This is a genomic window from Pseudomonas maumuensis (genome assembly GCF_019139675.1).
GTDB lineage: Bacteria > Pseudomonadota > Gammaproteobacteria > Pseudomonadales > Pseudomonadaceae > Aquipseudomonas > Aquipseudomonas maumuensis.
The window spans coordinates 1,330,867-1,351,641 of the sequence record NZ_CP077077.1; the positions used below are offsets into that span (position 1 = coordinate 1,330,867).

The window sequence follows — 20,775 nt, forward strand, 5'->3', positions numbered from 1 at the left end:
TGCATGGCAATAATGTTTTGTGGATGCCGGGATTATTCACAAAAAGGCAGTGAATTACACTGCTAGCCTGCATTCGACATCTTTTCTGGAGACCTTTGATGATCAAGTCCCGCGCCGCCGTCGCCTTCGAGGCCAAGAAACCCCTGGAAATCGTCGAAGTGGACGTGGCCATGCCCAAGGCTGGCGAAGTGCTGCTGCGCGTCGTCGCATCGGGTGTCTGTCATACCGACGCCTACACCCTGTCCGGCGCCGACCCGGAAGGCATCTTCCCTTCGATCCTTGGCCATGAGGGCGGGGCGATCGTCGAGGCGATTGGCGAGGGCGTGACCTCGGTGGCGGTGGGCGACCATGTCATCCCGCTGTACACCCCGGAATGCGGCAAATGCAAATTCTGCCTGTCGGGCAAGACCAACCTCTGCCAGGCCATCCGCGCCACCCAGGGCAAGGGCCTGATGCCCGACGGCACCACCCGTTTCAGCTACAAGGGCCAGCAGCTGTTCCACTACATGGGCACCTCGACCTTTTCCGAGTACACCGTGCTGCCGGAAATCTCCGTGGCCAAGATCCAGAAAGAGGCTCCGCTGGAGAAGGTCTGCCTGCTCGGCTGCGGCGTGACTACCGGTATTGGCGCGGTGCTCAATACCGCCAAGGTCAAGCCGGGTGACACCGTGGCCATCTTCGGCCTCGGCGGCATCGGTCTGTCGGCAGTGATCGGCGCGGTCAAGGCCAAGGCTTCGCGCATCATCGCCATCGACATCAACCCGGCCAAGTTCGAGATCGCCCGCCAGCTGGGCGCTACCGACTGCATCAACCCGAAAGACTACGACCGCCCGATCCAGGAAGTGATCGTCGACCTCACCGACGGCGGCGTGGACTTCTCCTTCGAGTGCATCGGCAATGTGCAGCTGATGCGCGCGGCGCTGGAATGCTGCCACAAGGGCTGGGGCGAGTCGGTGATCATCGGCGTGGCCGGTGCCGGCCAGGAAATCGCCACCCGTCCGTTCCAGCTGGTCACCGGTCGCGTCTGGCGCGGTTCGGCCTTCGGCGGTGTGCGCGGTCGCAGCGAGCTGCCGAGCTACGTGGAAATGTCCGAGAAAGGTGAGATCCCGCTGGACACCTTCATTACCCACACCATGGGCCTGGAGGACATCAACAAAGCCTTCGACCTGATGCATGAAGGCAAGAGCATCCGCAGCGTGATCCATTTCTGAGGCCCTCGCCATGACGCTGGAAAACATCTCCTGCCAGAAAAGCTTCGGCGGCTGGCACAAGCGTTACCGGCACAGCTCCAAGGTGCTTGGCTGCGACATGGTGTTCGCGGTGTACCTGCCGCCCCAGGCCGAGCAGGGCGAAAAACTGCCCGTGCTGTACTGGCTCAGCGGTCTGACCTGCACCGACGAGAACTTCATGCAGAAGGCCGGCGCCCATCGCCTGGCCGCGGAGCTCGGGTTGATCATCGTCGCCCCGGACACCAGCCCGCGAGGCGAGCAGGTGCCGGGCGATCCGGACGGTGCCTGGGACTTCGGCCTGGGCGCGGGGTTCTACCTCAATGCCACCCAGCAGCCCTGGGCCAAGCATTATCGGATGCACGACTACGTGGTGGAGGAGTTGCCGGCTTTGATCGAGGCGTCATTCCCGGCGTCTGACCAGCGCAGTATCAGTGGCCACTCGATGGGCGGGCACGGCGCGCTGGTCTGCGCCTTGCGCAACCCGGGGCGCTACCGCTCGGTGTCGGCGTTCTCACCGATCAGCAATCCAATGGATTGCCCGTGGGGCGAGAAGGCTTTCAGCCGCTACCTGGGCGAAGACCGGGCGCAGTGGCGCGAGTGGGATGCCAGTGTGCTGCTGGCCGAGGCGGACGAGTGCCCGCCGCTGCTGGTGGACCAGGGGGATCGCGATGATTTCCTTGAAAAGCAGCTCAAGCCAGAGGCGCTGGAGCAGGCGGCGCGCAAGGGCGGCCATGGGCTGACCCTGCGCCTGCAGCCAGGCTACGACCATAGCTACTACTTCATCGCCAGCTTCATCGATGAACACCTGCGCCATCATGCGGTGGCACTGGGCAGGGTCTGAGCCGCAGGGCCGTGAAGCAGCCCCAATACTACAAAAGCAGGTAGAATCACGCCCTGACTCAATCAGGGCGTTTTTCTATGCGTATTGGCCACGGCTACGATGTCCACCGTTTCTGCGACGGTGATTTCATTACCTTGGGCGGGGTGCGTATCCCCCACAAGTTCGGCCTGCTGGCCCACTCCGACGGCGACGTGCTGCTGCACGCCCTGAGCGATGCCCTGCTCGGTGCTGCGGCGCTGGGCGACATCGGCAAGCATTTCCCCGACACCGACCCGCAGTTCAAGGGCGCCGACAGCCGGGTGCTGCTGCGCCACGTGGTCGCTGTCGTGCGTGACAAGGGCTGGAAGGTCGGCAACGTCGACGCCACCATCGTCGCCCAGGCACCGAAGATGGCCCCGCACATCGAGACCATGCGCCAGCAGATCGCCGCCGACCTGCAGGTCGAGCTCGACCAGGTCAACGTCAAGGCCACCACCGAAGAAAAGCTGGGCTTCACCGGTCGCGAGGAGGGCATCGCCGTGCACGCGGTCGCCCTGCTGCTGCCAGCATGACCGAACTGGAACTGCTGGGCCCTCGGGCCTCGGGTGATGTCTTGGGCAGCGCGGTGCTCAAGGCGGTGGCTGAAGACTTCCAGGTCGATGAAGTGCTCGATATCCCGCTGTCCGGTCAGGGCGAGCACCTGTGGCTGTGGGTCGAGAAACGTGACCTCAACACCGAGGAGGCGGCTCGCCGCCTGGCCCGCGCCGCCGGTGTGCCGGTGCGCGCCATCAGCTATGCCGGCCTCAAGGACCGGCAGGCCCTGACCCGCCAGTGGTTCAGCCTGCACCTGCCGGGCAAGGCTGACCCAGACCTGTCCCGTGCCGAGGACGACACCCTGCGCGTGCTCAAGCAGGTGCGCCACCAGCGCAAGCTGCAGCGTGGCGCGCATTCGGCCAATGGCTTCACCCTGCGCCTGACCGCGCTGCAGGCCGACCACCAGGCCCTTGATGCCCGCCTGGAGCAACTCAAGCAGCAGGGCGTGCCCAACTACTTCGGCAGCCAGCGCTTCGGCCATGCCGGTGGCAACGTCCATGACGCCCAGGACTGGGCCGCTCGCCAGGCCCTGCCCGAGCAGCGCAACCTGCGCTCGCGGCTGCTGTCCGCCGGGCGCAGCTACCTGTTCAACCAGGTGCTGGCCGCCCGTGTCGCCGACGGCAGTTGGCAGCGCGCCCAGGTCGGCGACTTGCTGGCCTTCACCGACAAGCGCAGTTTCTTCGTCGCGGGCGAGGCCGAGTGCAACGACCCGCGCCTGGCCGTTCTCGACCTGCACCCGACCGGCCCGCTGTGGGGCGCCGGTGCGGCACCGAGCCAGAGCGCGACCCTGGACCTCGAGTCTACGGTCGGCGGACGTCATCCGGCGCTGTGCGATTGGCTGGCGCGAGCGGGCATGGATCACGAACGGCGCATCCTGCGGCTCCCTATTGGGCGGCTGACGTGGCATTATCCCGAGCCTGATATCCTGCAACTGGAATTCGTCCTTCCGGCCGGATGCTTCGCCACCGTGGTGGTGCGCGAACTCGTCGATCTGGTGCCGGCAGGGCAGACGGACAGCCCATGCGTATTCTGATTTCGAATGACGACGGTGTTACTGCACCCGGCCTCGCCGCGCTGCATGAAGCGTTGGTGGACTATGCCGAGTGCGTGGTGATTGCCCCGGATCAAGACAAGAGCGGTGCCGGCAGTTCGCTGACACTGGACCGGCCGCTGCACCCGCAGATATTGGCCAACGGCTTCATCAGCCTCAATGGCACGCCCACCGACTGCGTGCATCTGGGGCTCAACGGCCTGCTGCCGGAAACCCCCGACATGGTGGTGTCCGGCATCAACCTGGGCGCCAACCTGGGGGATGACGTGCTCTATTCGGGCACGGTGGCTGCGGCGTTGGAGGGGCGTTTCCTCGGCGGCACCTCGCTGGCCTTCTCGCTGCTGTCGCGTCTGCCCGACAACCTGCCGACCGCCGCCTACATCGCCCGGCGCCTGGTTGAGGCGCAGTCGCGCCTGGAGTTGCCGCCGCGCACCGTGCTCAACGTCAACATCCCCAACCTGCCGCTGGAGCATATCCGTGGCATCCAGCTCACCCGCCTGGGGCACCGCGCGCGTGCCGCGGCGCCGACCAAGGTGGTCAATCCGCGGGGTAAGGAAGGCTACTGGATCGCCGTGGCCGGCGATGCCGAAGACGGCGGCCCGGGCACCGATTTCCATGCCGTGATGCAGGGTTACGTGTCGATCACCCCGTTGCAGTTGGACCGCACCTTCAACGATGCCTTCGAGCGCCTCGACGGTTGGCTGGAGGGCCTGCTCTGATGCGCGAACAGGACGATCTGCAGCGCCGCGGCATCGGCATGACCTCCCAGCGTACCCGGGAGCGGCTGATCCAGCGGCTCTATGAGGAAGGCGTGTCGAACGCCAAGGTGCTCGAAGCCATTCGTCGCACCCCGCGTCACCTGTTCGTCGATGAAGCCCTGGCCCATCGCGCCTATGAAGATACGGCGCTGCCGATCGGCCACAACCAGACGATTTCCCAGCCGTTCATGGTCGCGCACATGAGCGAGCTGTTGCTCGAGGCAGGCCCCTTGGACAAGGTGCTGGAGATTGGCACCGGTTCGGGCTACCAGACCGCGATCCTCGCCCAGCTGGTCGAGCGGGTGTTCTCCGTGGAACGGATCAAGGTGCTGCAGGACCGGGCCAAGGAGCGTCTGGTAGAGCTCAATCTGCGCAACGTGGTGTTCCGTTGGGGCGATGGCTGCGAAGGCTGGCCGGCGTTGGCGCCGTACAACGGCATCATTGTCACCGCGGTCGCGTCCGAGGTACCGCAGGCACTACTCGACCAGCTGGCGCCGGGCGGGCGTATGGTGATCCCGGTCGGGCCGGCGGGGGAGACCCAGCAACTGATGCTGATCGTGCGCGAAGAGCATGGCTTCTCGCGCCGGGTACTTGGGGCCGTGCGCTTCGTACCGCTGCTCAATGGCCCACTGGCCTGAGCGGCGCCACGGAATATTTGCGTCGACGACGAATTCTTGCGTCTGGGCCCTGTCTATCTGGCGTGGCGCCTTTCGTACACCGAGTAGGCCAACAGCGAGTCACCCCAAGCAGGGTGGCTCGGTTATAATTGAAACAATATTGCATTTTGTATCGTCATTTTTTGACAGCATGAGGGGAGCGCGGGTGGGTCACACAGGCATGCGGCAGCGCAAGGATCGGTCGGTATTGAAGCTTCTGGTGATCGCGCTGGCCATGGGGACCTTGCTGGCTGGTTGTTCCAGCACCAGCTCGAACGGCGCCCGCGTGGTCGACCGCAACAACGCCGCGCCCAAGCGCCCGACCGTCACCTCGGGGCAGTACATCGTCAAACCCGGCGACACGCTGTTCTCCATCGCCTTCCGCTACGGTTGGGACTACAAGGAGCTGGCGGCGCGCAACAATATTCCCGCCCCCTATACCATCCGCCCGGGCCAGCCGATCCGTTTCAGCAGCGGCGCGGGGGGCAGCACAACGGTCGTTGGCAGCACTTCGTCGTCGAGCCGGACCACCGTGATCCGCCGGCCGGTCGCCACCACGGCGCCGGCGACCAGCAATGGCAAAAGTGCCACAACTGCCCCTTCCACCACCTCGCAAACGGTTGCCCAGGTGCCCGCCGCAGAGCGCGCCGTCGGCGGTTGGACGTGGCCGGCGAGCGGCGTGCTGATTGGAAAATTCGCTTCAAACGGTAGTTTGAATAAAGGCATTGATATCGCCGGTGATTTGGGACAGCCTGTTTTTGCTGCGTCTGATGGAGCGGTGGTCTACGCCGGCAGTGGCTTGAGGGGCTATGGCGAGCTCATCATCATCAAACACAGCGATACCTACGTCAGTGCCTACGGTCACAACCGCAGGCTTTTGGTTCGGGAGGGGCAGCAGGTCAAGGCAGGGCAGACGATCGCAGAAATGGGGTCCACGGGCACTGATCGGGTGAAGCTGCATTTCGAGATTCGCCGCCAGGGCAAACCCGTCGATCCTCTCCAGTTCCTGCCACGCCGTTGATCATTGTCCCGGCCTGTTCCTTGGATGTAGAGGGGACAGGCTCCAGCGCTGCCATGGAAGGGTGACGCTCGAGTCTGAGTTCGAACTCAGCAAAGGACTATAACAATGGCTCTCAGTAAAGAAGTGCCGGAGTTTGACATCGACGATGACCTGCTTCTGATGGAGACGGGCATCGTTTTGGAAACGGATGTGGTGTCAGACGAACCTGCTGTACCTTCGGTTCGGACCAAGTCGAAACAGGGCGCATCGCTCAAGCAGCACAAGTACATCGACTACAGTCGGGCACTTGATGCGACCCAACTGTATCTCAACGAAATCGGCTTCTCGCCCCTGCTTTCGCCAGAGGAAGAAGTGCATTTCGCGCGCCTGTCGCAAAAAGGCGACCCTGCCGGGCGCAAGCGCATGATCGAAAGCAACCTGCGCCTGGTGGTCAAGATCGCCCGCCGTTACGTCAATCGTGGCCTGTCGCTGCTCGACCTGATCGAGGAAGGCAACCTGGGCCTGATCCGTGCGGTGGAGAAGTTCGACCCCGAACGCGGTTTCCGCTTCTCGACCTACGCTACCTGGTGGATCCGCCAGACCATCGAGCGGGCGATCATGAACCAGACCCGCACCATCCGCCTGCCCATTCACGTGGTCAAGGAGCTCAACGTCTACCTGCGCGCCGCGCGTGAACTGACGCAGAAGCTCGACCACGAGCCTTCGCCCGAAGAGATCGCCAGCCTGCTGGAGAAACCGGTGGCCGAGGTCAAGCGCATGCTCGGCCTGAACGAGCGGGTGTCCTCGGTGGATGTCTCGCTGGGGCCGGACTCCGACAAGACGCTGCTCGACACCCTCACCGACGATCGTCCCACCGACCCATGCGAACTGCTGCAGGATGACGATCTGTCGCAGAGCATCGACCAGTGGCTCGGCGAGTTGACCGACAAGCAGCGTGAGGTGGTGGTACGGCGTTTCGGCCTGCGTGGGCATGAAAGCAGTACCCTGGAAGATGTCGGGCTGGAGATCGGCCTGACCCGTGAGCGGGTGCGGCAGATTCAGGTCGAAGGCCTGAAGCGCTTGCGCGAGATCCTCGAGAAGAATGGCCTGTCCAGCGAGTCGCTGTTCCAGTAGTCAGTGACGTGCGCCAGGCAGACGCCCCGACTGTGTTCGGGGCGTTTGCGTAAGTGGCTTGGCGAACGCTTTGATCGATACGAACGAAAAACCCCGCCATCAAGGCGGGGTTTTCGTTCAGCCAGCAACGGTTTACTGGATCTGGCTGACCGAGCGTGGTGCCACCGGCTGGTTGTCGTTGGAGATGGTCACTTCCACACGACGGTTTTGCGCACGGCCGGAGTTGCTGCCGTTGTCGGCCACCGGATACTCCTTGCCATAACCCTGGGCGACGATGCGCGCAGGGTCCACGCCGGCACGCACCAGCGCCATGCGTACGGCGCCGGCGCGACGTTCGGACAGGGTCTGGTTGTAGTTGGCCGAACCGACGCTGTCGGTGTAGCCCTCGACGATCACCTTGCGCTCGGGGTTCTCCTGAAGGAACTGGGCCAGCTTGGTGACGTTCGGATAGGCACTGCTCTTGAGCTCGGCCTTGTTGAAGTCGAACAGCACATCGCCGAAGGTCACCAGGGTGCCACGGTCGGTCTGCTTGGCGTTGAGGCTGTCCTGCAGTTTCTTGATCTGCGCGTCGCGGGCGTCGAGCTTGGCCTGGGCGCGCTGCGCTGCGGCGTTTTTCAGTTCACCTTCCGCAGTGCGCAGGGCGATGGTCTGCTTGGCCACTTCGACGCGCTGGTTGGTGAGGTAGGCGAGCTGGTCGACTTTCTTCTCATCCTCGCGCTCCATGTAGGCCCGGTCGGCCTTGTTCAGCCAATCCTGGGCGTCCTTGGTCTCGAGCGCGGCTACCTTGCTCGACTGCGGGTCGCTCTGCAGGGCGGAGAAGTTGGTGCGGGCCGACTCGAGGTTGGCGTTCGGGTCGTGAGAGCAGGCTGCAAGGCCGACGCTCAGGGCCAGCAGGGCGGGAATCATGACGTAGTTGCGCATAGTGTTCATCCTTTGATCTTTAACGAAGGCGGTAGTGGCTAAGCGGGCTTATTCAGCGCTGCGCAGGCCTTCCTCACGTACGTCCTGGACACCCTGGCGGGCATCCTGCACGGCCTTCTGGGCCTTGGCAGCCTGGGCCTTGCGCTCGGCGAGGCGGGCGTCCCATTCAGCCTGCTCGGCCAGTAGCTTGGCCTCGTCATACTTCTTGTCGTGCATGGCGATTTCGGCTTTCTTAAACTTGTCCTGGGCAGCCTTCATCTCCACCGCGGCGAACTCGGTGCCACCGGCACTGACCGCCGAGTTGACCGCCGATTGGGTCACGGCGTACTGCTCGGTAGGCGGCTTGCCCGCGCAGCCGGCCAGCACCAGGCTGCTGCCCAGGGCCAGCGCGGCCAGCTTGAGCCCGCGCAGGTGAGTGGAGGAAGGTTGTGCGATGCGGGTCTTCATGGTGGTCAACTCCATTGGGTCACTCCTGTTAAACGACGATGCCACGCAGTGACAATCGCTGTTCCCCTGTTGCCAGCGTCGGGCGCAAAGGCCCGTGTTTACAGGGTTTTGCCGTGATGGCTACTGGCTGTGACCGAGGCGTTTTTTGAATAGTTCAGAAAAATTTGCACGCTAAAGGTATTTTTTTCTGACTAATCAGTCAGCGGTTTCCGCCTGGAACTTCCGCTGCAGATGAAGGTATGCCGGGCGTTGCCCGGCACCCGCAAGAGCTCAGTGCGACGGATCTTTCTGCACCCGGCCAAGAGCCTGCAGATGGCGCCGGGACAGGGCTAGAAAGCGCGGCGTAGGGCCGATGTCCTCGTACAACGGGTCGCCGTCCTCATCGGTGGCGATCACCTGCTGGCCCTTGACGTAGGGGAAGCTGGCCTCGAGTTCTTCCAGTGCCGCCGCCACCAGCTCGCCCAGGAGTTCCTCGGGGCTGCGCTTGGGGTACATGTCGATCAGCGCGGCCAGGCGCGCTTCTGCTTCCATGTCCAGGTGCAGGACATGGCCGGTGGGGCTCAGGCGGCCGGCGGCGTTCTGTTCCCAGTGCTGGGCGAGTTGGCGAATTTTCATGATGACCTCTGTCAAAGCCTGGAGTGGCATTGCTTCGGATGACCTGTGTTCACTTTAGTTGCTTTGGCGGCTTGCGGCTTGCCAGGGGCGGGCGCGAGTGGGCACTCTTGGGCGCATGCGGTTTCCTGGAGTGGAGAAGGCTGATGAGTGATATCGATCTGCGCTTGCGCGAGGATGTGCACCTTTTGGGAGAACTGCTTGGCGAGACCATCCGCCAGCAGCATGGCGAGGCGTTCCTGCAGAAGATCGAGGACATCCGCCACAGCGCCAAGGCCGACCGGCGCGGAGCGGGCGAGCAACTGAGCTCGACCCTGGGCGACCTGGCCGAGGAGGACTTGCTCCCAGTGGCGCGGGCGTTCAACCAGTTCCTCAACCTGGCCAACATCGCCGAGCAGTACCAGCTGATCCGCCGTCGTGACGCCGGCCAGCCCGAGCCGTTCGAGGCCCAGGTGCTCCCCGAGCTGCTGGCGCGCCTGAAGGCGGCTGGCCACGGCAATGATGAGCTGGCCCGGCAACTGGGCAAGTTGCACATCGAGCTGGTGCTCACCGCCCACCCCACCGAGGTGGCGCGCCGCACCTTGATCCAGAAGTACGACGCCATTGCCGCGCAGCTGGCCGCGCAGGATCACCGCGACCTGATCCCGGCCGAGCGTCAGCAGGTGCGTGAGCGCCTGCGCCGGTTGATCGCCGAGTCCTGGCACACCGAGGAAATCCGCAGGACCCGGCCGACGCCGGTGGATGAGGCCAAGTGGGGCTTCGCGGTGATCGAGCATTCATTGTGGCAGGCGGTGCCCAGCCACCTGCGCAAGGTCGATACGGCACTGTTCGAGGCGACCGGGCTGCACCTGCCGCTGGAGGCGGCACCGGTTCGCTTTGCCTCCTGGATGGGCGGTGATCGTGACGGCAACCCCAATGTCACGGCGGCGGTAACCCGCGAAGTGCTGTTGCTGGCGCGCTGGATGGCCGCCGACCTGTTCCTGCGCGATATCGACTACCTGGCCGCCGAGCTGTCCATGCAGCAGGCCAGCGCCGCGCTCAAGGAAAAGGTCGGGGACAGCGCCGAACCTTATCGGGCGCTGCTCAAGCAGTTGCGCGACCGCCTGCGTGCCACCCGCGCCTGGGCCCACGCCTCGTTGGCCGCGACGCAGCCGGCCAGCGCAGCGGTGCTGGTGGACAATCGCGACCTTATCGCGCCGCTGGAGCTGTGTTACCAGTCGCTGCATGAGTGCGGCATGGGTGTGATCGCCGACGGCCCGTTGCTCGACTGCCTGCGCCGGGCGGTGACCTTTGGTCTGTTCCTGGTGCGCCTGGACGTGCGCCAGGACGCTGCCCGTCATCGCGATGCGCTGTCGGAAATCACCGACTACCTCGGCCTCGGCCGCTACGCCGAGTGGGACGAAGAGCGACGCATCACCTTCCTTCAGACCGAACTGAAGAACCGCCGCCCCCTGCTGCCGGCGCATTTCCAGCCCCAGGCCGATACCGCCGAAGTACTCGCCACCTGCCGTGAAATCGCTGTGGCCCCGGCGGCGTCGCTGGGGTCGTACGTGATTTCCATGGCCGGCGCGGCGTCCGACGTGCTGGCGGTGCAGTTGTTGCTGAAAGAGGCCGGGCTGACCCGGCCGATGCGCGTGGTACCCCTGTTCGAGACCCTGGCCGACCTGGACAACGCAGGCCCGGTCATGGAGCGTCTGCTCGGTCTGCCGGGCTATCGCGCCGGCCTGCACGGTCCGCAAGAAGTGATGATCGGCTATTCCGACTCGGCCAAGGATGCCGGCACCACGGCGGCGGCCTGGGCCCAGTACCGCGCCCAGGAAAACCTGGTACGTATCTGTCGTGAGCACCAGGTCGAGCTGTTGCTGTTCCATGGTCGCGGTGGCACCGTCGGGCGTGGCGGCGGCCCAGCCCACGCGGCGATCCTGTCGCAGCCGCCGGGGTCGGTGGGTGGCCGTTTCCGCACCACCGAACAGGGCGAGATGATCCGTTTCAAGTTCGGTCTGCCGGGCATCGCTGAACAGAATCTCAATCTCTACCTGGCCGCGGTGCTGGAGGCGACCCTGTTGCCGCCACCGCCGCCGGAGCCGGCCTGGCGCGCACTGATGGACCAGCTGGCCGCCGACGGGGTCAAGGCTTACCGTGCCGTGGTGCGCGAGAATCCTGACTTCGTCGAGTACTTCCGCCAGTCGACGCCCGAGCAGGAGCTTGGCCGCTTGCCGTTGGGCAGCCGCCCGGCCAAGCGCCGCGCCGGCGGCATCGAAAGCCTGAGGGCGATTCCTTGGATCTTCGGCTGGACCCAGACACGGCTGATGCTACCGGCCTGGCTCGGCTGGGAGACTGCGCTGAGCAATGCCCTGGCACGCGGGCAGGGCGCGCTGCTGGCGCAGATGCGCGAACAATGGCCGTTCTTCCGTACCCGCATCGACATGTTGGAGATGGTCCTGGCCAAGGCCGATGCGCAGATCGCCGAGGCCTACGACGAACGTCTGGTGCAACCCGAACTGCTGCCGTTGGGTGTACACCTGCGCGACCTATTGTCGCAGTCGTGCCAGGTGGTACTGGGGCTGACCGGGCAGTCGGTGCTACTGGCGCACAGCCCGGAAACCCTGGAATTCATCCGCCTGCGCAACACCTACCTGGACCCGCTGCACCGCCTGCAGGCGGAGTTGCTGGCACGCTCGCGCAGCCGCGAGGCCGCTCTGGATAGCCCGTTGGAACAGGCCTTGCTGGTGACGGTGGCGGGGATCGCGGCCGGGTTGCGCAACACCGGTTGAGTTCACCCCGCGGCGGTCGCGGCGCGAGGCGGAGCTGGCCGTGGCCGCGCCCTCCACGGCCGGTTGCGCTCGGCGCAACCTGTCCCCCGGCAAGCCACAAGTGGCGCATTCCTGCCACTTTGGGACGCTTGTCGGGGGGGCGGGCGCTGTGTATCTTGAGCAGCCTTTTGACCGATTTTACGGTCTCGACCGATTTTTCCGGAGTTGGCTTTGTGCGCCGAATCCGTTGATTTGCATAAAAAATATGAGGAGCACAAGATGCGCGTAATTCTGCTGGGAGCTCCCGGGGCCGGTAAAGGTACTCAGGCAAAGTTCATTACCGAGAAGTTCGGTATTCCCCAGATCTCCACCGGTGACATGCTGCGTGCCGCCGTCAAGGCCGGTACTCCACTGGGCCTGGAGCTGAAAAAGGTCATGGAGGCCGGTCAGCTGGTCTCCGACGAGCTGATCATCAGCCTGGTCAAGGAGCGCATCGCGCAGCCAGACTGTGCCAACGGTTGCCTGTTCGACGGCTTCCCGCGCACTATCCCGCAGGCTGAAGCCATGGTCGCCGCTGGTGTCGACATCGACGCCGTGGTCGAAATCGCCGTGGGCGACGAAGAAATCGTTGGCCGTATGGCTGGCCGCCGCGTGCATCTGGCATCGGGCCGCACCTACCATATCCAGTACAATCCGCCGAAGGTGGAAGGCAAGGACGACGTCACCGGCGAAGACCTGATCCAGCGCGATGACGACAAGGAAGAGACCGTGCGTCACCGCCTGTCGGTCTACCACAGCCAGACCAAGCCGCTGGTGGACTTCTACCAGAAGCTGTCGGCCGCCAACGCTGGCAAGCCGAAGTACAGCTACATCGAAGGCGTCGGTTCGGTCGAGTCGATCACCGCCAAGGTGCTGGCAGCCCTGAGCTGATCCATCACCGTGCGTCACGACGGCCCGCTTGCGGGCCGTTGTCGTTTATACTGCCGCTCTTTTTCCCTGTTGCCTGGATACCTCGCTCGATGACCACCTTGCTGGCCCTGGATACCGCTACCGAAGCCTGTTCCGTCGCCCTGTTGCATGACGGCAAGGTGACCAGCCATTACGAGGTGATCCCGCGCATGCACGCGCAGAAGCTGCTGCCAATGATCAAGCAGTTGCTGGCCGACTCGGGCGTGGCGCTGAGCGCGCTGGATGCCATCGCCTTCGGCCGTGGTCCGGGTGCTTTCACCGGCGTGCGTATCGCCATCGGCGTGGTCCAGGGCCTGGCCTTCGCCCTGGAGCGCCCGGTGCTGCCGACGTCCAACCTGGCGGCCCTGGCCCAGGGCGCCTTGCGTGAGCGTGGCGTGCAGCAGGTGGCCGCGGCCATCGACGCGCGCATGGACGAGGTGTACTGGGGTTGCTACCGCGCCGAACAGGGCGAGATGCGCCTGATCGGCCAGGAGGCGGTACTGCCGCCGGAGCGCGTGGCCCTGCCGCATGGCGCGGGCGAGGTATGGTTCGGTGCCGGTACCGGCTGGGGCTACGCCGAGCGCCTGGCCGTGCAGGTTTCTGCCAGCGATGCGGCCGCGTTGCCCAGCGCCCTGGATATCCTCACCCTGGCCGGCTTCGCCTGGGCGCGGGGCGAGGCGGTGGTCGCCGAACAGGCGCAACCGGTCTACCTGCGCGATAATGTGGCTACGACCAAGGCGCGTTGAAGGCATTTCGTCGGCTATCGCCGTTTACGATAAAACCTTTTGCGCGAACTGTGGTCCAGTTATCAGTTCGGGCATTAGCGAAGGATTCCTGATGCTGCTAAATTGCCATCATTGATCCTGAGTGCCTTTGTCATGCGTATCGACGGCTTCTCCTCACAGAGCTACCCCATCAAGCGTGCGCCACGCAAGGCGCCGGCGCGTGACGAAGCCATCGACGAAGCCGATGCCGAGATTATCGAGGACATCGACGCGCAGATCAGTCGCGCCAGCCGTCGCGGCGAGAACCTGCCGGCCCGCCAGCAGGACCTGATCTTTCCCCGCGCCCGCAACCGCCGCACCTCCACCGCCCTGGCCAGCTACCTGACCACTGCCGGCTTCACCGACTGGGAGATGGAAGTGCTGGGGCTGGACCTGTACATTTGATGGATGACGCCATCAACCCTCCCTTATTTCCTCGGTTGCCCGTCCTGGGCTGAAAACGCCTGGCGCGAGTACCTCTATCCCGCCGACGCCCGTAGCGGCGAGTTCCTCGGGCTCTACAGCCAGGTATTCAACGCCGTTGAAGGCAATACCACCTTCTATGCCCGTCCCGCGCCGGCGACCGTCGAGCGTTGGGCGCAGATCATGCCGTCGGGGTTTCGCTTTACGGCCAAGTTTCCGGGCGATGTAAGCCATGCCGGCGACCTGCGCGAACAACTCGATGCGGCCGTCGATTTCACCCGGCTGATGGCGCCCCTGGGCGGGCGCGTGGCACCGTACTGGCTGCAGTTGCCGGCGATGTTCGGCCCGTCGCGTCTGGGCGAGCTGGCGCATTTTCTTGATGAGATCGGCGTGCCCCTGGCTGTGGAGGTGCGCAACGATGCCTTCTTTGCCCGGGGCGAGGAGGAGCGTCAGCTCAATCGCCTGCTGCATGAACGTGGAGTCGAGCGTATCTGCCTGGATCCGCGTGCGTTGTTCAGTTGCACCTCGCGCGAGCCCGCGGTGCTCCATGCCCAGGCCAAGAAGCCCAAGGTGCCGCCGCGGCCAGCGGCCTTCAGCCAGTCTCCACAGGTACGTTTCATCGGCCACCCGCAGCTCGAGGCCAACGAGACCTTCCTCACTCCTTGGATCGACAAGGTCGCTGCATGGATCGAAGAGGGCCGCAGCCCCTACGTGTTCCTGCATACTTCCGACAATCGCCTGGCGGCGGCGCTGGCCCAGCGTTTTCACCAGCGGCTGATGGCTCGCCTGCCGGGCCTTGCAGCGCTGCCTGAATTGCCCCGCGCCCCTGAGGTCGAACAACTGGGGTTACTTTGATCTGACTGCCGGGAGGTTGAACCATGGATGTGCAAACCCTGCGAGCCGAAGCCTTCAAGGCGCTGCACGAGCGTGATGGCGCGTTCGTCATCCCCAATCCGTGGGATGCCGGCTCCGCCCGGCTGTTGGCCAGCCTCGGGTACGAAGCGTTGGCCACCACCAGCGCGGGGCTGGCGTTCAGCCTGGGGCGGCCGGATGCCGAGGGCGCGCTGACGCTCGAGGAAACCCTGGGCAACGCCCAGGCGATTGTCGATGCCACGCCATTGCCGGTGGCGGCGGACCTGGAAAACGGCTTTGGCGATTTGCCCGAGGACTGCGCACAGACCATTCTGCGCGCCGCCGAGGCAGGGCTGGTGGGCGGTTCGATCGAAGATGCCAGTGGCCGCGGCGAGGCGCCGATCTACGACTTCGACCTGTCCGTGGCGCGTGTACGCGCCGCCGTGCAGGCTGCCCGCAGCCTGCCGTTCCCCTTCACCCTTTGCGCGCGCGCCGAGAACCTGCTGCACGGGCGTCTCGACCTGGATGACACCATTCGCAGGCTACAAGCCTATGCCGAGGCCGGCGCCGATGTGCTGTATGCCCCGGGGCTGCGCAGCGTCGATGAGATCCGCGCGGTGGTGCAGGCCGTGGCGCCAAGGCCGGTGAACGTGCTGATGGGCATGGCGGGCGTGCCCTTGAGCGTGAACCAGTTGCAAGACCTGGGCGTCAAGCGCATCAGTGTCGGCTCATCGCTGGCGCGTGCCGCCCTGGCCGCTTTGCAGCGGGCCGCGCTGGAGATCCATGAACAGGGCACATTCAGTTATGGCGAGCAGGCGTTGCCATTCGCTCAGCTCAATGATCTCTTCCGTCGCTGAGGCCGCATGGGCAAAACGTTGACCGTACTGGCCAGCCTGCTGCTGGCCGTGCTTGTTGCCTGGTGGCTCGGTTGGCGCCCGGCGGATGCCTGGAACCCATGGGCGGTGCTGGATGTGCGGCAGCCGCCGAACCTGCTGACACCCTACAAGCTGTCGCGTCTGCGCGCCGACCCCGAGCTGTGCCGCGAGGCCTTGCAGACGTCGTCATTGCGCTATCGGCAGCAAAGCGACAGCCCGGCGACGGCCAACTGCCCGTTGCGCAACGTCTGGCGCGTCGAGGGCGGGCAGGCGCGGCTCAGCAGCAGCTTCCTCGCCAGCTGCCCGCTGGCCGTGGCCTATGCGCTGTTCGAGGTGCATGGGTTGCAACCGGCGGCGCAGCGGGTGTTCGGCCAGCCAGTGACCCAGGTCGATCACCTGGGCAGCTTTGCCTGCCGCAACGTCTACCATCGCAAGCAAGGGCGGCTCAGCCAGCATGCCAGCGCCAATGCCCTGGACATCAGTGGTTTTCGCCTGCAGGACGGCCAGCGCATCGTGTTGGCGCGGGACTGGCAGGGAGATGGGCGCAAGGCGGACTTCCTGCGCCAGGTGCAGGAGGCGGCGTGCGCAAGTTTCAGCACGGTGCTGGGGCCGGACTACAACGCCGCCCACCACAATCACTTCCATGCGGACATGGGCTTCTGGCAGATCTGCCGCTGAGGTTCAGGCGTGCAGGCGCACGTTGTTCAACACTATCGGGCGCGCCCAGTGGATATCGAACTCCAGGTCGTTCTGCTGCTTGGCCAGCGTGCTGTCGTCGAAGGGCTCGGGCGCAGGGTCGAGCAGGCCGGTCTCGAACTCGGCGATGGGCAGGAACAGCGGGCGTGGCGTTGGGCCAGGGCCGGGCTCGGCGATGGGGTGGCCCTGGCTCATGACAACTGGACGCACCCAGCTGTTGTCGATATCGAGCTGGCGTTGCTGCTCGATCAACTCGACGGTGTCGAAAGGCTCGGGGGCAGGGGGCAGCAGTTTGGCCTCGAGTTCCGCCTTGGGCAGGAACAGCGGCTCGGGTGGGGCCACCTCGGTGTCGTGAACCGGCAGGGCGCGCTGGGCATCGATCAGGGCCAGGGCGCGGGCACCGCCGATCGGTTCGCCGCTCTCCTGGTCGCACTGCATCAGCGCCTGGCTGAAACCGTCGACTTCCCCTTCCTGCTGCTCTGCCATGGCGCGGGCAAAGAAATCCTGCCACAGGTGGCTGACGCCACCCAGTGCCTGGGTATTCTGTCGACCGTAGTTGCCGACGGGCGACAAGTAGGTCAAGCCAATGGGAAGAGTGTCTGACATGGCAGTCGCGGGCGTTGTGCTCTGGCAGAATAGCGGGATATTGCCTGTATCGGCTCTGGCCGGGGTTACATTAATTTTTTTCGAGTGTGCGAATCGATGTTAGAGCAACAACAGGCGGCGGGTATCAGGGTCGAGGCGTTGGCCGCGCAATTCCAGGCGCAGGCCGAGACATGGGCGCAGCGACTGGGCTTGCCGCTGGTTGACGAGGCGGCGGAGTTTGCCGTGCAACTGGGCGCCGAGGGCTTGCAGATCCAGCAACTGGGGCCGCAGGCGCCCGGGCCTGTGCGGGTGGATTTCGTCGAGGGGCAGGCGGCGCATCGAAGGCTGTACGGCGGTGGCAACGGGCAGATGATCGCCAAGGCGGTCGGCATCGCCCAAGGCGTGCGGCCGCGGGTGCTCGATGCCACGGCGGGGCTGGGCAAGGACGCGTTCGTGCTGGCCAGCCTGGGCTGCGAGATGACCCTGATCGAGCGCCAGCCGTTGATTGCCGCGCTGCTGGAGGACGGTTTGGCGCGGGCGCGGGGCGATGCCGAAATCGGCCCGATCGTCGCGCGTATGCAACTGTTGACGGGCAATGCCATCGAGCGCATGCGTGCGTGGGAGGGGGAGGCGCCGCAGGTGATCTACCTCGATCCGATGTTCCCGCATCGTGACAAGAGCGCGCTGGTGAAGAAGGAGATGCGGGTGTTCAGGCCGCTGGTCGGCGATGACCTCGATGCGCCTGCCCTGCTCGAGGCCGCCCTGGCGCTGGCCACCCACCGGGTGGTGGTCAAGCGGCCGCGCAAGGCGCCGATGATCGAGGGGGGGAAACCGAGTCATAGCCTGGAAGGGAAGTCGAGTCGGTACGACATCTATCCCAAGAAGGCTTTGAAGGGGTGACGTGACTCGAGGGGGTTGGGTTTGCGCGGTCGCCTCAAACCCAAACCCGCGAACTCGCCACCCCTACCACCACCAACCCAATCAACAAGTTGCCCCCCACTATTCGCCGAATCCGCCCCAGCACCCCGGCCCCAGCAGCCCAATCCCCTGCCTCCACTGCCGTACGCAGTTCAGGCAACAACAACGCCTGAATCCGCATGAACAATGCGAACATGACAATCCCGCCGCCAATCATCACCTGCACGTAGCGTGGCACGGTCTCGAACCCGGCAAAGCGCAGGTGAACCATGCCGATCCCGGTGATGGCCAGCACCGCCACCGCCAGCCAGACCCATCTGAAGAACCGCTGGAAAACCTCCACCCACAAACGCAGCCGCGCGGGCCCCTCCAGCGCTGCAACCGTGGCCGGCCGCAGCACCAGCCAGGCGAAGAACATCCCGCCGACCCAGACAAGGGCGGCCAGGACATGCAAGGTGTAGGGCAGGGCAAAGGCAAGCATCCGGATCTCCATGCGGCACAAAGGGCAATAGCGGGTTATGATAGCCGGCCCATGCGAAACACTGAAAATATATCCAGCCCTCCGGGCGCCTGCAGACCATGATCAGCAACGAACTCAAAGCCACCATCCAGGGCGCCTACTCGCGTTTCCTCGAAGCCAAAAGCCTCAAGCCGCGTTACGGCCAGCGCCTGATGATCGCCGAAGTGGCCAAGGTGCTCGGCGACATCGCCAGCGACGATGAAGGCCGCCGTGCCGGCGAGCCCGCGGTGGTTGCCGTCGAGGCCGGTACCGGTACCGGCAAGACCGTCGCCTACAGCCTGGCCGCGATCCCCGCCGCCAAGGCCGCTGGCAAGCGCCTGGTGATCGCCACCGCGACCGTGGCGCTGCAGGAGCAGATCGTCTTCAAGGACCTGCCCGACCTGATGCGCAACAGCGGGCTGAACTTCAGCTTCGCCCTGGCCAAGGGCCGTGGCCGTTACCTGTGCCTGTCCAAGCTCGACGTCCTGCTGCAGGAAGGCCACGCCCAGTCGGCCACCGCCCAGCTGTTCGAGGAGGAGGGCTTTCGCATCGAGGTCGACGAGCGCAGCCAGAAGCTGTTCAACAGCATGATCGAGAAGCTCGCCGGCAACCGCTGGGACGGCGATCGCGACAGTTGGTCGGAGGCCATCGAGGATCAGGACTGGGCGCGCCTGACCACCGATCACAGCCAATGCACCGGTCGGCACTGCCCCAACTTCCAGCAGTGCGTGTTCTACAAGGCCCGTGAAGGCATGGGCAAGGTCGACGTGATCGTCACCAACCACGACATGGTCCTGGCCGACCTGGCACTCGGCGGTGGCGCCGTGCTGCCCGACCCGCGCGACACCATGTACGTGTTCGACGAAGGCCACCACCTGCCGGACAAGGCCATCGGCCATTTCGCCCATTACTCGCGGCTGCGCTCCACCGCCGACTGGCTGGAGCAGACCGCCAAGAACCTGACCAAACTGCTGGCCCAGCATCCATTGCCGGGCGACCTCGGCAAGTACATCGAGCAGGTGCCGGAGCTGGCTCGCGAGGTGCGTACCCAGCAGCAGTTCATGTTCACCCTCTGCGAGCAGGTGGCGGACTTCCGCACCGGCGAGGACATGGAAGGTCGCGACCGCCCGCGTTACCGCTTCGAAGGTGGCGTGGTGCCGGAGCAGATCCGTGAAGTGGGCATCGAACTCAAGAAAGGCTTCGCCCGCCTCAACGACCTGTTCACCCGCCTGGCCGACCTGCTCAAGGAAGGCATGGACGGCGAGAACAACATCGGTATCGCCAGCCACCAGGCCGAGGAGTGGTACCCGCTGTTCGGCAGCCTGGTGACCCGGGCCCAGGGCAACTGGGAGCTGTGGACCGCCTTTACCGCGGAAGACCCCGAAGACAACCCGCCCATGGCCCGTTGGCTGACCCTGGCCGAAAGCGGCGCGCTGTTCGATATCGAGGTCAACGCCAGCCCCATCCTCGCTGCCGAGATGCTGCGCAAGAGCTTGTGGAACGTCGCCTATGGCGCCCTGGTGACCTCGGCGACGCTCACTGCGCTGGGCAAGTTCGACCGCTTCCGCATGCGTTCGGGCTTGCCACGCGACGCGGTGCAGTGCGTGGTGCCCAGCCCGTTCGTGCATGGTGACGCCGGGCTGCTGCGGGTGCCCGACCTGGGTGCCGATCCGCGCGACGCCACGGCGCACACCGCGGCGATCATCCGCGAGCTGCCAGCCATCGTCGAGGACGCCCGCGGCGCGCTGGTGCTGTTCTCCTCGCGCAAACAGATGCAGGACGTGTTCGACGGCCTGGACCGCGACTGGCGCAAGCTGGTGCTGATCCAAGGCAACCTGTCCAAGCAGGAAACCCTGAACAAGCACAAGGCGCGGGTCGACGACGGCCAGCACAGCGTGCTGTTCGGTCTGGCCAGCTTCGCCGAGGGTGTCGACCTGCCGGGCGCCTATTGCGAGCATGTGGTGATCGCCAAGATCCCCTTCGCGGTGCCGGACGATCCGGTCGAGGCCGCGCTGGCCGAATGGATCGAAGCCCGTGGCGGCAATCCGTTCATGGAGATCGCGGTGCCCGACGCCTCGCTGCGCCTCATCCAGGCCTGCGGCCGGCTGCTGCGTACCGAGCAGGACCGTGGCGTGATCACCTTGCTCGACCGCCGTCTGGTCACGCAACGCTATGGCAAGGCTATTCTCAACGCGCTGCCACCTTTCCGACGGGAAATCGGCTGACTGCCGGAGCAACAC

Annotated in this window: 22 protein-coding genes; 17 read left to right on the forward strand and 5 right to left on the reverse strand. The window is 65.1% G+C overall.

Annotated elements, in window-relative coordinates; translation table 11 throughout:
* Positions 1-98: 98 nt before the first annotated feature.
* The 8 genes from KSS90_RS06150 to rpoS all read left to right on the forward strand — a co-directional run bounded on the left by KSS90_RS06150 (position 99) and on the right by rpoS (position 7,242).
* Positions 99-1,211: an S-(hydroxymethyl)glutathione dehydrogenase/class III alcohol dehydrogenase gene (locus tag KSS90_RS06150; protein ID WP_039614790.1), complete on the forward strand. Its 1,113-nt coding sequence runs from the start codon at positions 99-101 to the stop codon at positions 1,209-1,211.
* A gap of 10 nt (positions 1,212-1,221) precedes the next feature.
* On the forward strand, positions 1,222-2,070 hold the full coding sequence (gene fghA, locus KSS90_RS06155) for an S-formylglutathione hydrolase (protein WP_217868614.1): 849 nt from the start codon (positions 1,222-1,224) through the stop codon (positions 2,068-2,070).
* 77 nt (positions 2,071-2,147) lie between these two features.
* Positions 2,148-2,621, forward strand: coding sequence for a 2-C-methyl-D-erythritol 2,4-cyclodiphosphate synthase (gene ispF / locus KSS90_RS06160; RefSeq protein WP_028690655.1), 474 nt, complete (start codon positions 2,148-2,150; stop codon positions 2,619-2,621).
* A complete protein-coding gene (gene truD, locus KSS90_RS06165) occupies positions 2,618-3,676 on the forward strand; it encodes a tRNA pseudouridine(13) synthase TruD (protein ID WP_217868615.1) in 1,059 nt (352 codons plus the stop codon). The genes ispF and truD overlap by 4 nt, the downstream gene beginning before the upstream one ends.
* Positions 3,664-4,413, forward strand: a complete 750-nt coding sequence (gene surE, locus KSS90_RS06170; RefSeq protein ID WP_217868616.1) for a 5'/3'-nucleotidase SurE — start codon at positions 3,664-3,666, stop codon at positions 4,411-4,413. Before truD ends, surE begins: the two co-directional genes overlap by 13 nt.
* 38 nt (positions 4,414-4,451) lie before the next feature.
* Positions 4,452-5,090, forward strand: coding sequence for a protein-L-isoaspartate(D-aspartate) O-methyltransferase (locus KSS90_RS06175; protein ID WP_217869745.1), 639 nt, complete (start codon positions 4,452-4,454; stop codon positions 5,088-5,090).
* Between the two features lie 184 nt (positions 5,091-5,274).
* Positions 5,275-6,129 carry a peptidoglycan DD-metalloendopeptidase family protein gene (locus KSS90_RS06180; protein WP_217868617.1) on the forward strand — a complete coding sequence of 285 codons (855 nt, stop codon included), beginning with the start codon at positions 5,275-5,277 and terminating at the stop codon, positions 6,127-6,129.
* Positions 6,130-6,234: 105 nt separating this feature from the next.
* Entirely contained in the window at positions 6,235-7,242 is a 1,008-nt protein-coding gene (gene rpoS, locus KSS90_RS06185; protein ID WP_011535249.1) for an RNA polymerase sigma factor RpoS, read from the forward strand.
* Between the two features lie 132 nt (positions 7,243-7,374).
* On the opposite strand, the gene lptF is transcribed toward rpoS, so the two are convergent.
* From lptF to KSS90_RS06200, 3 genes are all read right to left on the reverse strand, one after another.
* Positions 7,375-8,163 (reverse strand): lipotoxin F family OmpA-related lipoprotein LptF, encoded by a 789-nt coding sequence (gene lptF, locus KSS90_RS06190; RefSeq protein ID WP_217868618.1) that lies wholly within the window; start codon positions 8,161-8,163, stop codon positions 7,375-7,377.
* 48 nt (positions 8,164-8,211) lie between these two features.
* Complete coding sequence (locus KSS90_RS06195) at positions 8,212-8,625, reverse strand: DUF4398 domain-containing protein (protein WP_023630101.1); 414 nt, start codon at positions 8,623-8,625, stop codon at positions 8,212-8,214.
* Between the two features lie 255 nt (positions 8,626-8,880).
* Entirely contained in the window at positions 8,881-9,225 is a 345-nt protein-coding gene (locus tag KSS90_RS06200; RefSeq protein ID WP_217868619.1) for a pilin assembly protein, read from the reverse strand.
* A gap of 143 nt (positions 9,226-9,368) precedes the next feature.
* On the opposite strand from KSS90_RS06200, the gene ppc reads away from it, so the two are divergent.
* The 7 genes from ppc (at position 9,369) to KSS90_RS06235 (ending at position 16,515) form a co-directional block, all read left to right on the forward strand.
* The gene (gene ppc / locus KSS90_RS06205) at positions 9,369-11,996 is read left to right on the forward strand and encodes a phosphoenolpyruvate carboxylase (protein ID WP_217868621.1); all 2,628 of its coding nucleotides are present in this window, start codon (positions 9,369-9,371) and stop codon (positions 11,994-11,996) included.
* Between the two features lie 258 nt (positions 11,997-12,254).
* Positions 12,255-12,905, forward strand: a complete 651-nt coding sequence (adk, locus tag KSS90_RS06210) for an adenylate kinase (RefSeq protein ID WP_217868622.1) — start codon at positions 12,255-12,257, stop codon at positions 12,903-12,905.
* A gap of 89 nt (positions 12,906-12,994) precedes the next feature.
* Positions 12,995-13,669 carry a tRNA (adenosine(37)-N6)-threonylcarbamoyltransferase complex dimerization subunit type 1 TsaB gene (gene tsaB, locus KSS90_RS06215; protein WP_217868623.1) on the forward strand — a complete coding sequence of 225 codons (675 nt, stop codon included), beginning with the start codon at positions 12,995-12,997 and terminating at the stop codon, positions 13,667-13,669.
* 132 nt (positions 13,670-13,801) lie between these two features.
* Positions 13,802-14,092, forward strand: a complete 291-nt coding sequence (locus tag KSS90_RS06220; RefSeq protein WP_038707592.1) for a hypothetical protein — start codon at positions 13,802-13,804, stop codon at positions 14,090-14,092.
* Positions 14,093-14,095: 3 nt separating this feature from the next.
* Positions 14,096-14,965, forward strand: a complete 870-nt coding sequence (locus KSS90_RS06225; RefSeq protein ID WP_217868624.1) for a DUF72 domain-containing protein — start codon at positions 14,096-14,098, stop codon at positions 14,963-14,965.
* Positions 14,966-14,988: 23 nt separating this feature from the next.
* Positions 14,989-15,819 carry an isocitrate lyase/PEP mutase family protein gene (locus KSS90_RS06230; protein WP_217868625.1) on the forward strand — a complete coding sequence of 277 codons (831 nt, stop codon included), beginning with the start codon at positions 14,989-14,991 and terminating at the stop codon, positions 15,817-15,819.
* A gap of 6 nt (positions 15,820-15,825) precedes the next feature.
* Positions 15,826-16,515, forward strand: coding sequence for an extensin-like domain-containing protein (locus tag KSS90_RS06235; protein WP_217868626.1), 690 nt, complete (start codon positions 15,826-15,828; stop codon positions 16,513-16,515).
* Positions 16,516-16,518: 3 nt separating this feature from the next.
* Here the strand turns inward: KSS90_RS06235 and KSS90_RS06240 are convergent, their stop codons facing one another.
* The gene (locus KSS90_RS06240; RefSeq protein WP_217868627.1) at positions 16,519-17,139 is read right to left on the reverse strand and encodes an energy transducer TonB; all 621 of its coding nucleotides are present in this window, start codon (positions 17,137-17,139) and stop codon (positions 16,519-16,521) included.
* 96 nt (positions 17,140-17,235) lie between these two features.
* Between KSS90_RS06240 and KSS90_RS06245 the strand changes: the two genes are divergently transcribed.
* A complete protein-coding gene (locus KSS90_RS06245) occupies positions 17,236-18,018 on the forward strand; it encodes a class I SAM-dependent methyltransferase (RefSeq protein ID WP_217868628.1) in 783 nt (260 codons plus the stop codon).
* A 34-nt stretch (positions 18,019-18,052) separates the two neighbouring features.
* On the opposite strand, the gene KSS90_RS06250 is transcribed toward KSS90_RS06245, so the two are convergent.
* A complete protein-coding gene (locus KSS90_RS06250; RefSeq protein WP_217868629.1) occupies positions 18,053-18,517 on the reverse strand; it encodes a CopD family protein in 465 nt (154 codons plus the stop codon).
* Between the two features lie 98 nt (positions 18,518-18,615).
* Between KSS90_RS06250 and dinG the strand changes: the two genes are divergently transcribed.
* The gene (gene dinG, locus KSS90_RS06255) at positions 18,616-20,760 is read left to right on the forward strand and encodes an ATP-dependent DNA helicase DinG (protein ID WP_217868630.1); all 2,145 of its coding nucleotides are present in this window, start codon (positions 18,616-18,618) and stop codon (positions 20,758-20,760) included.
* Positions 20,761-20,775 lie beyond the last annotated feature (15 nt).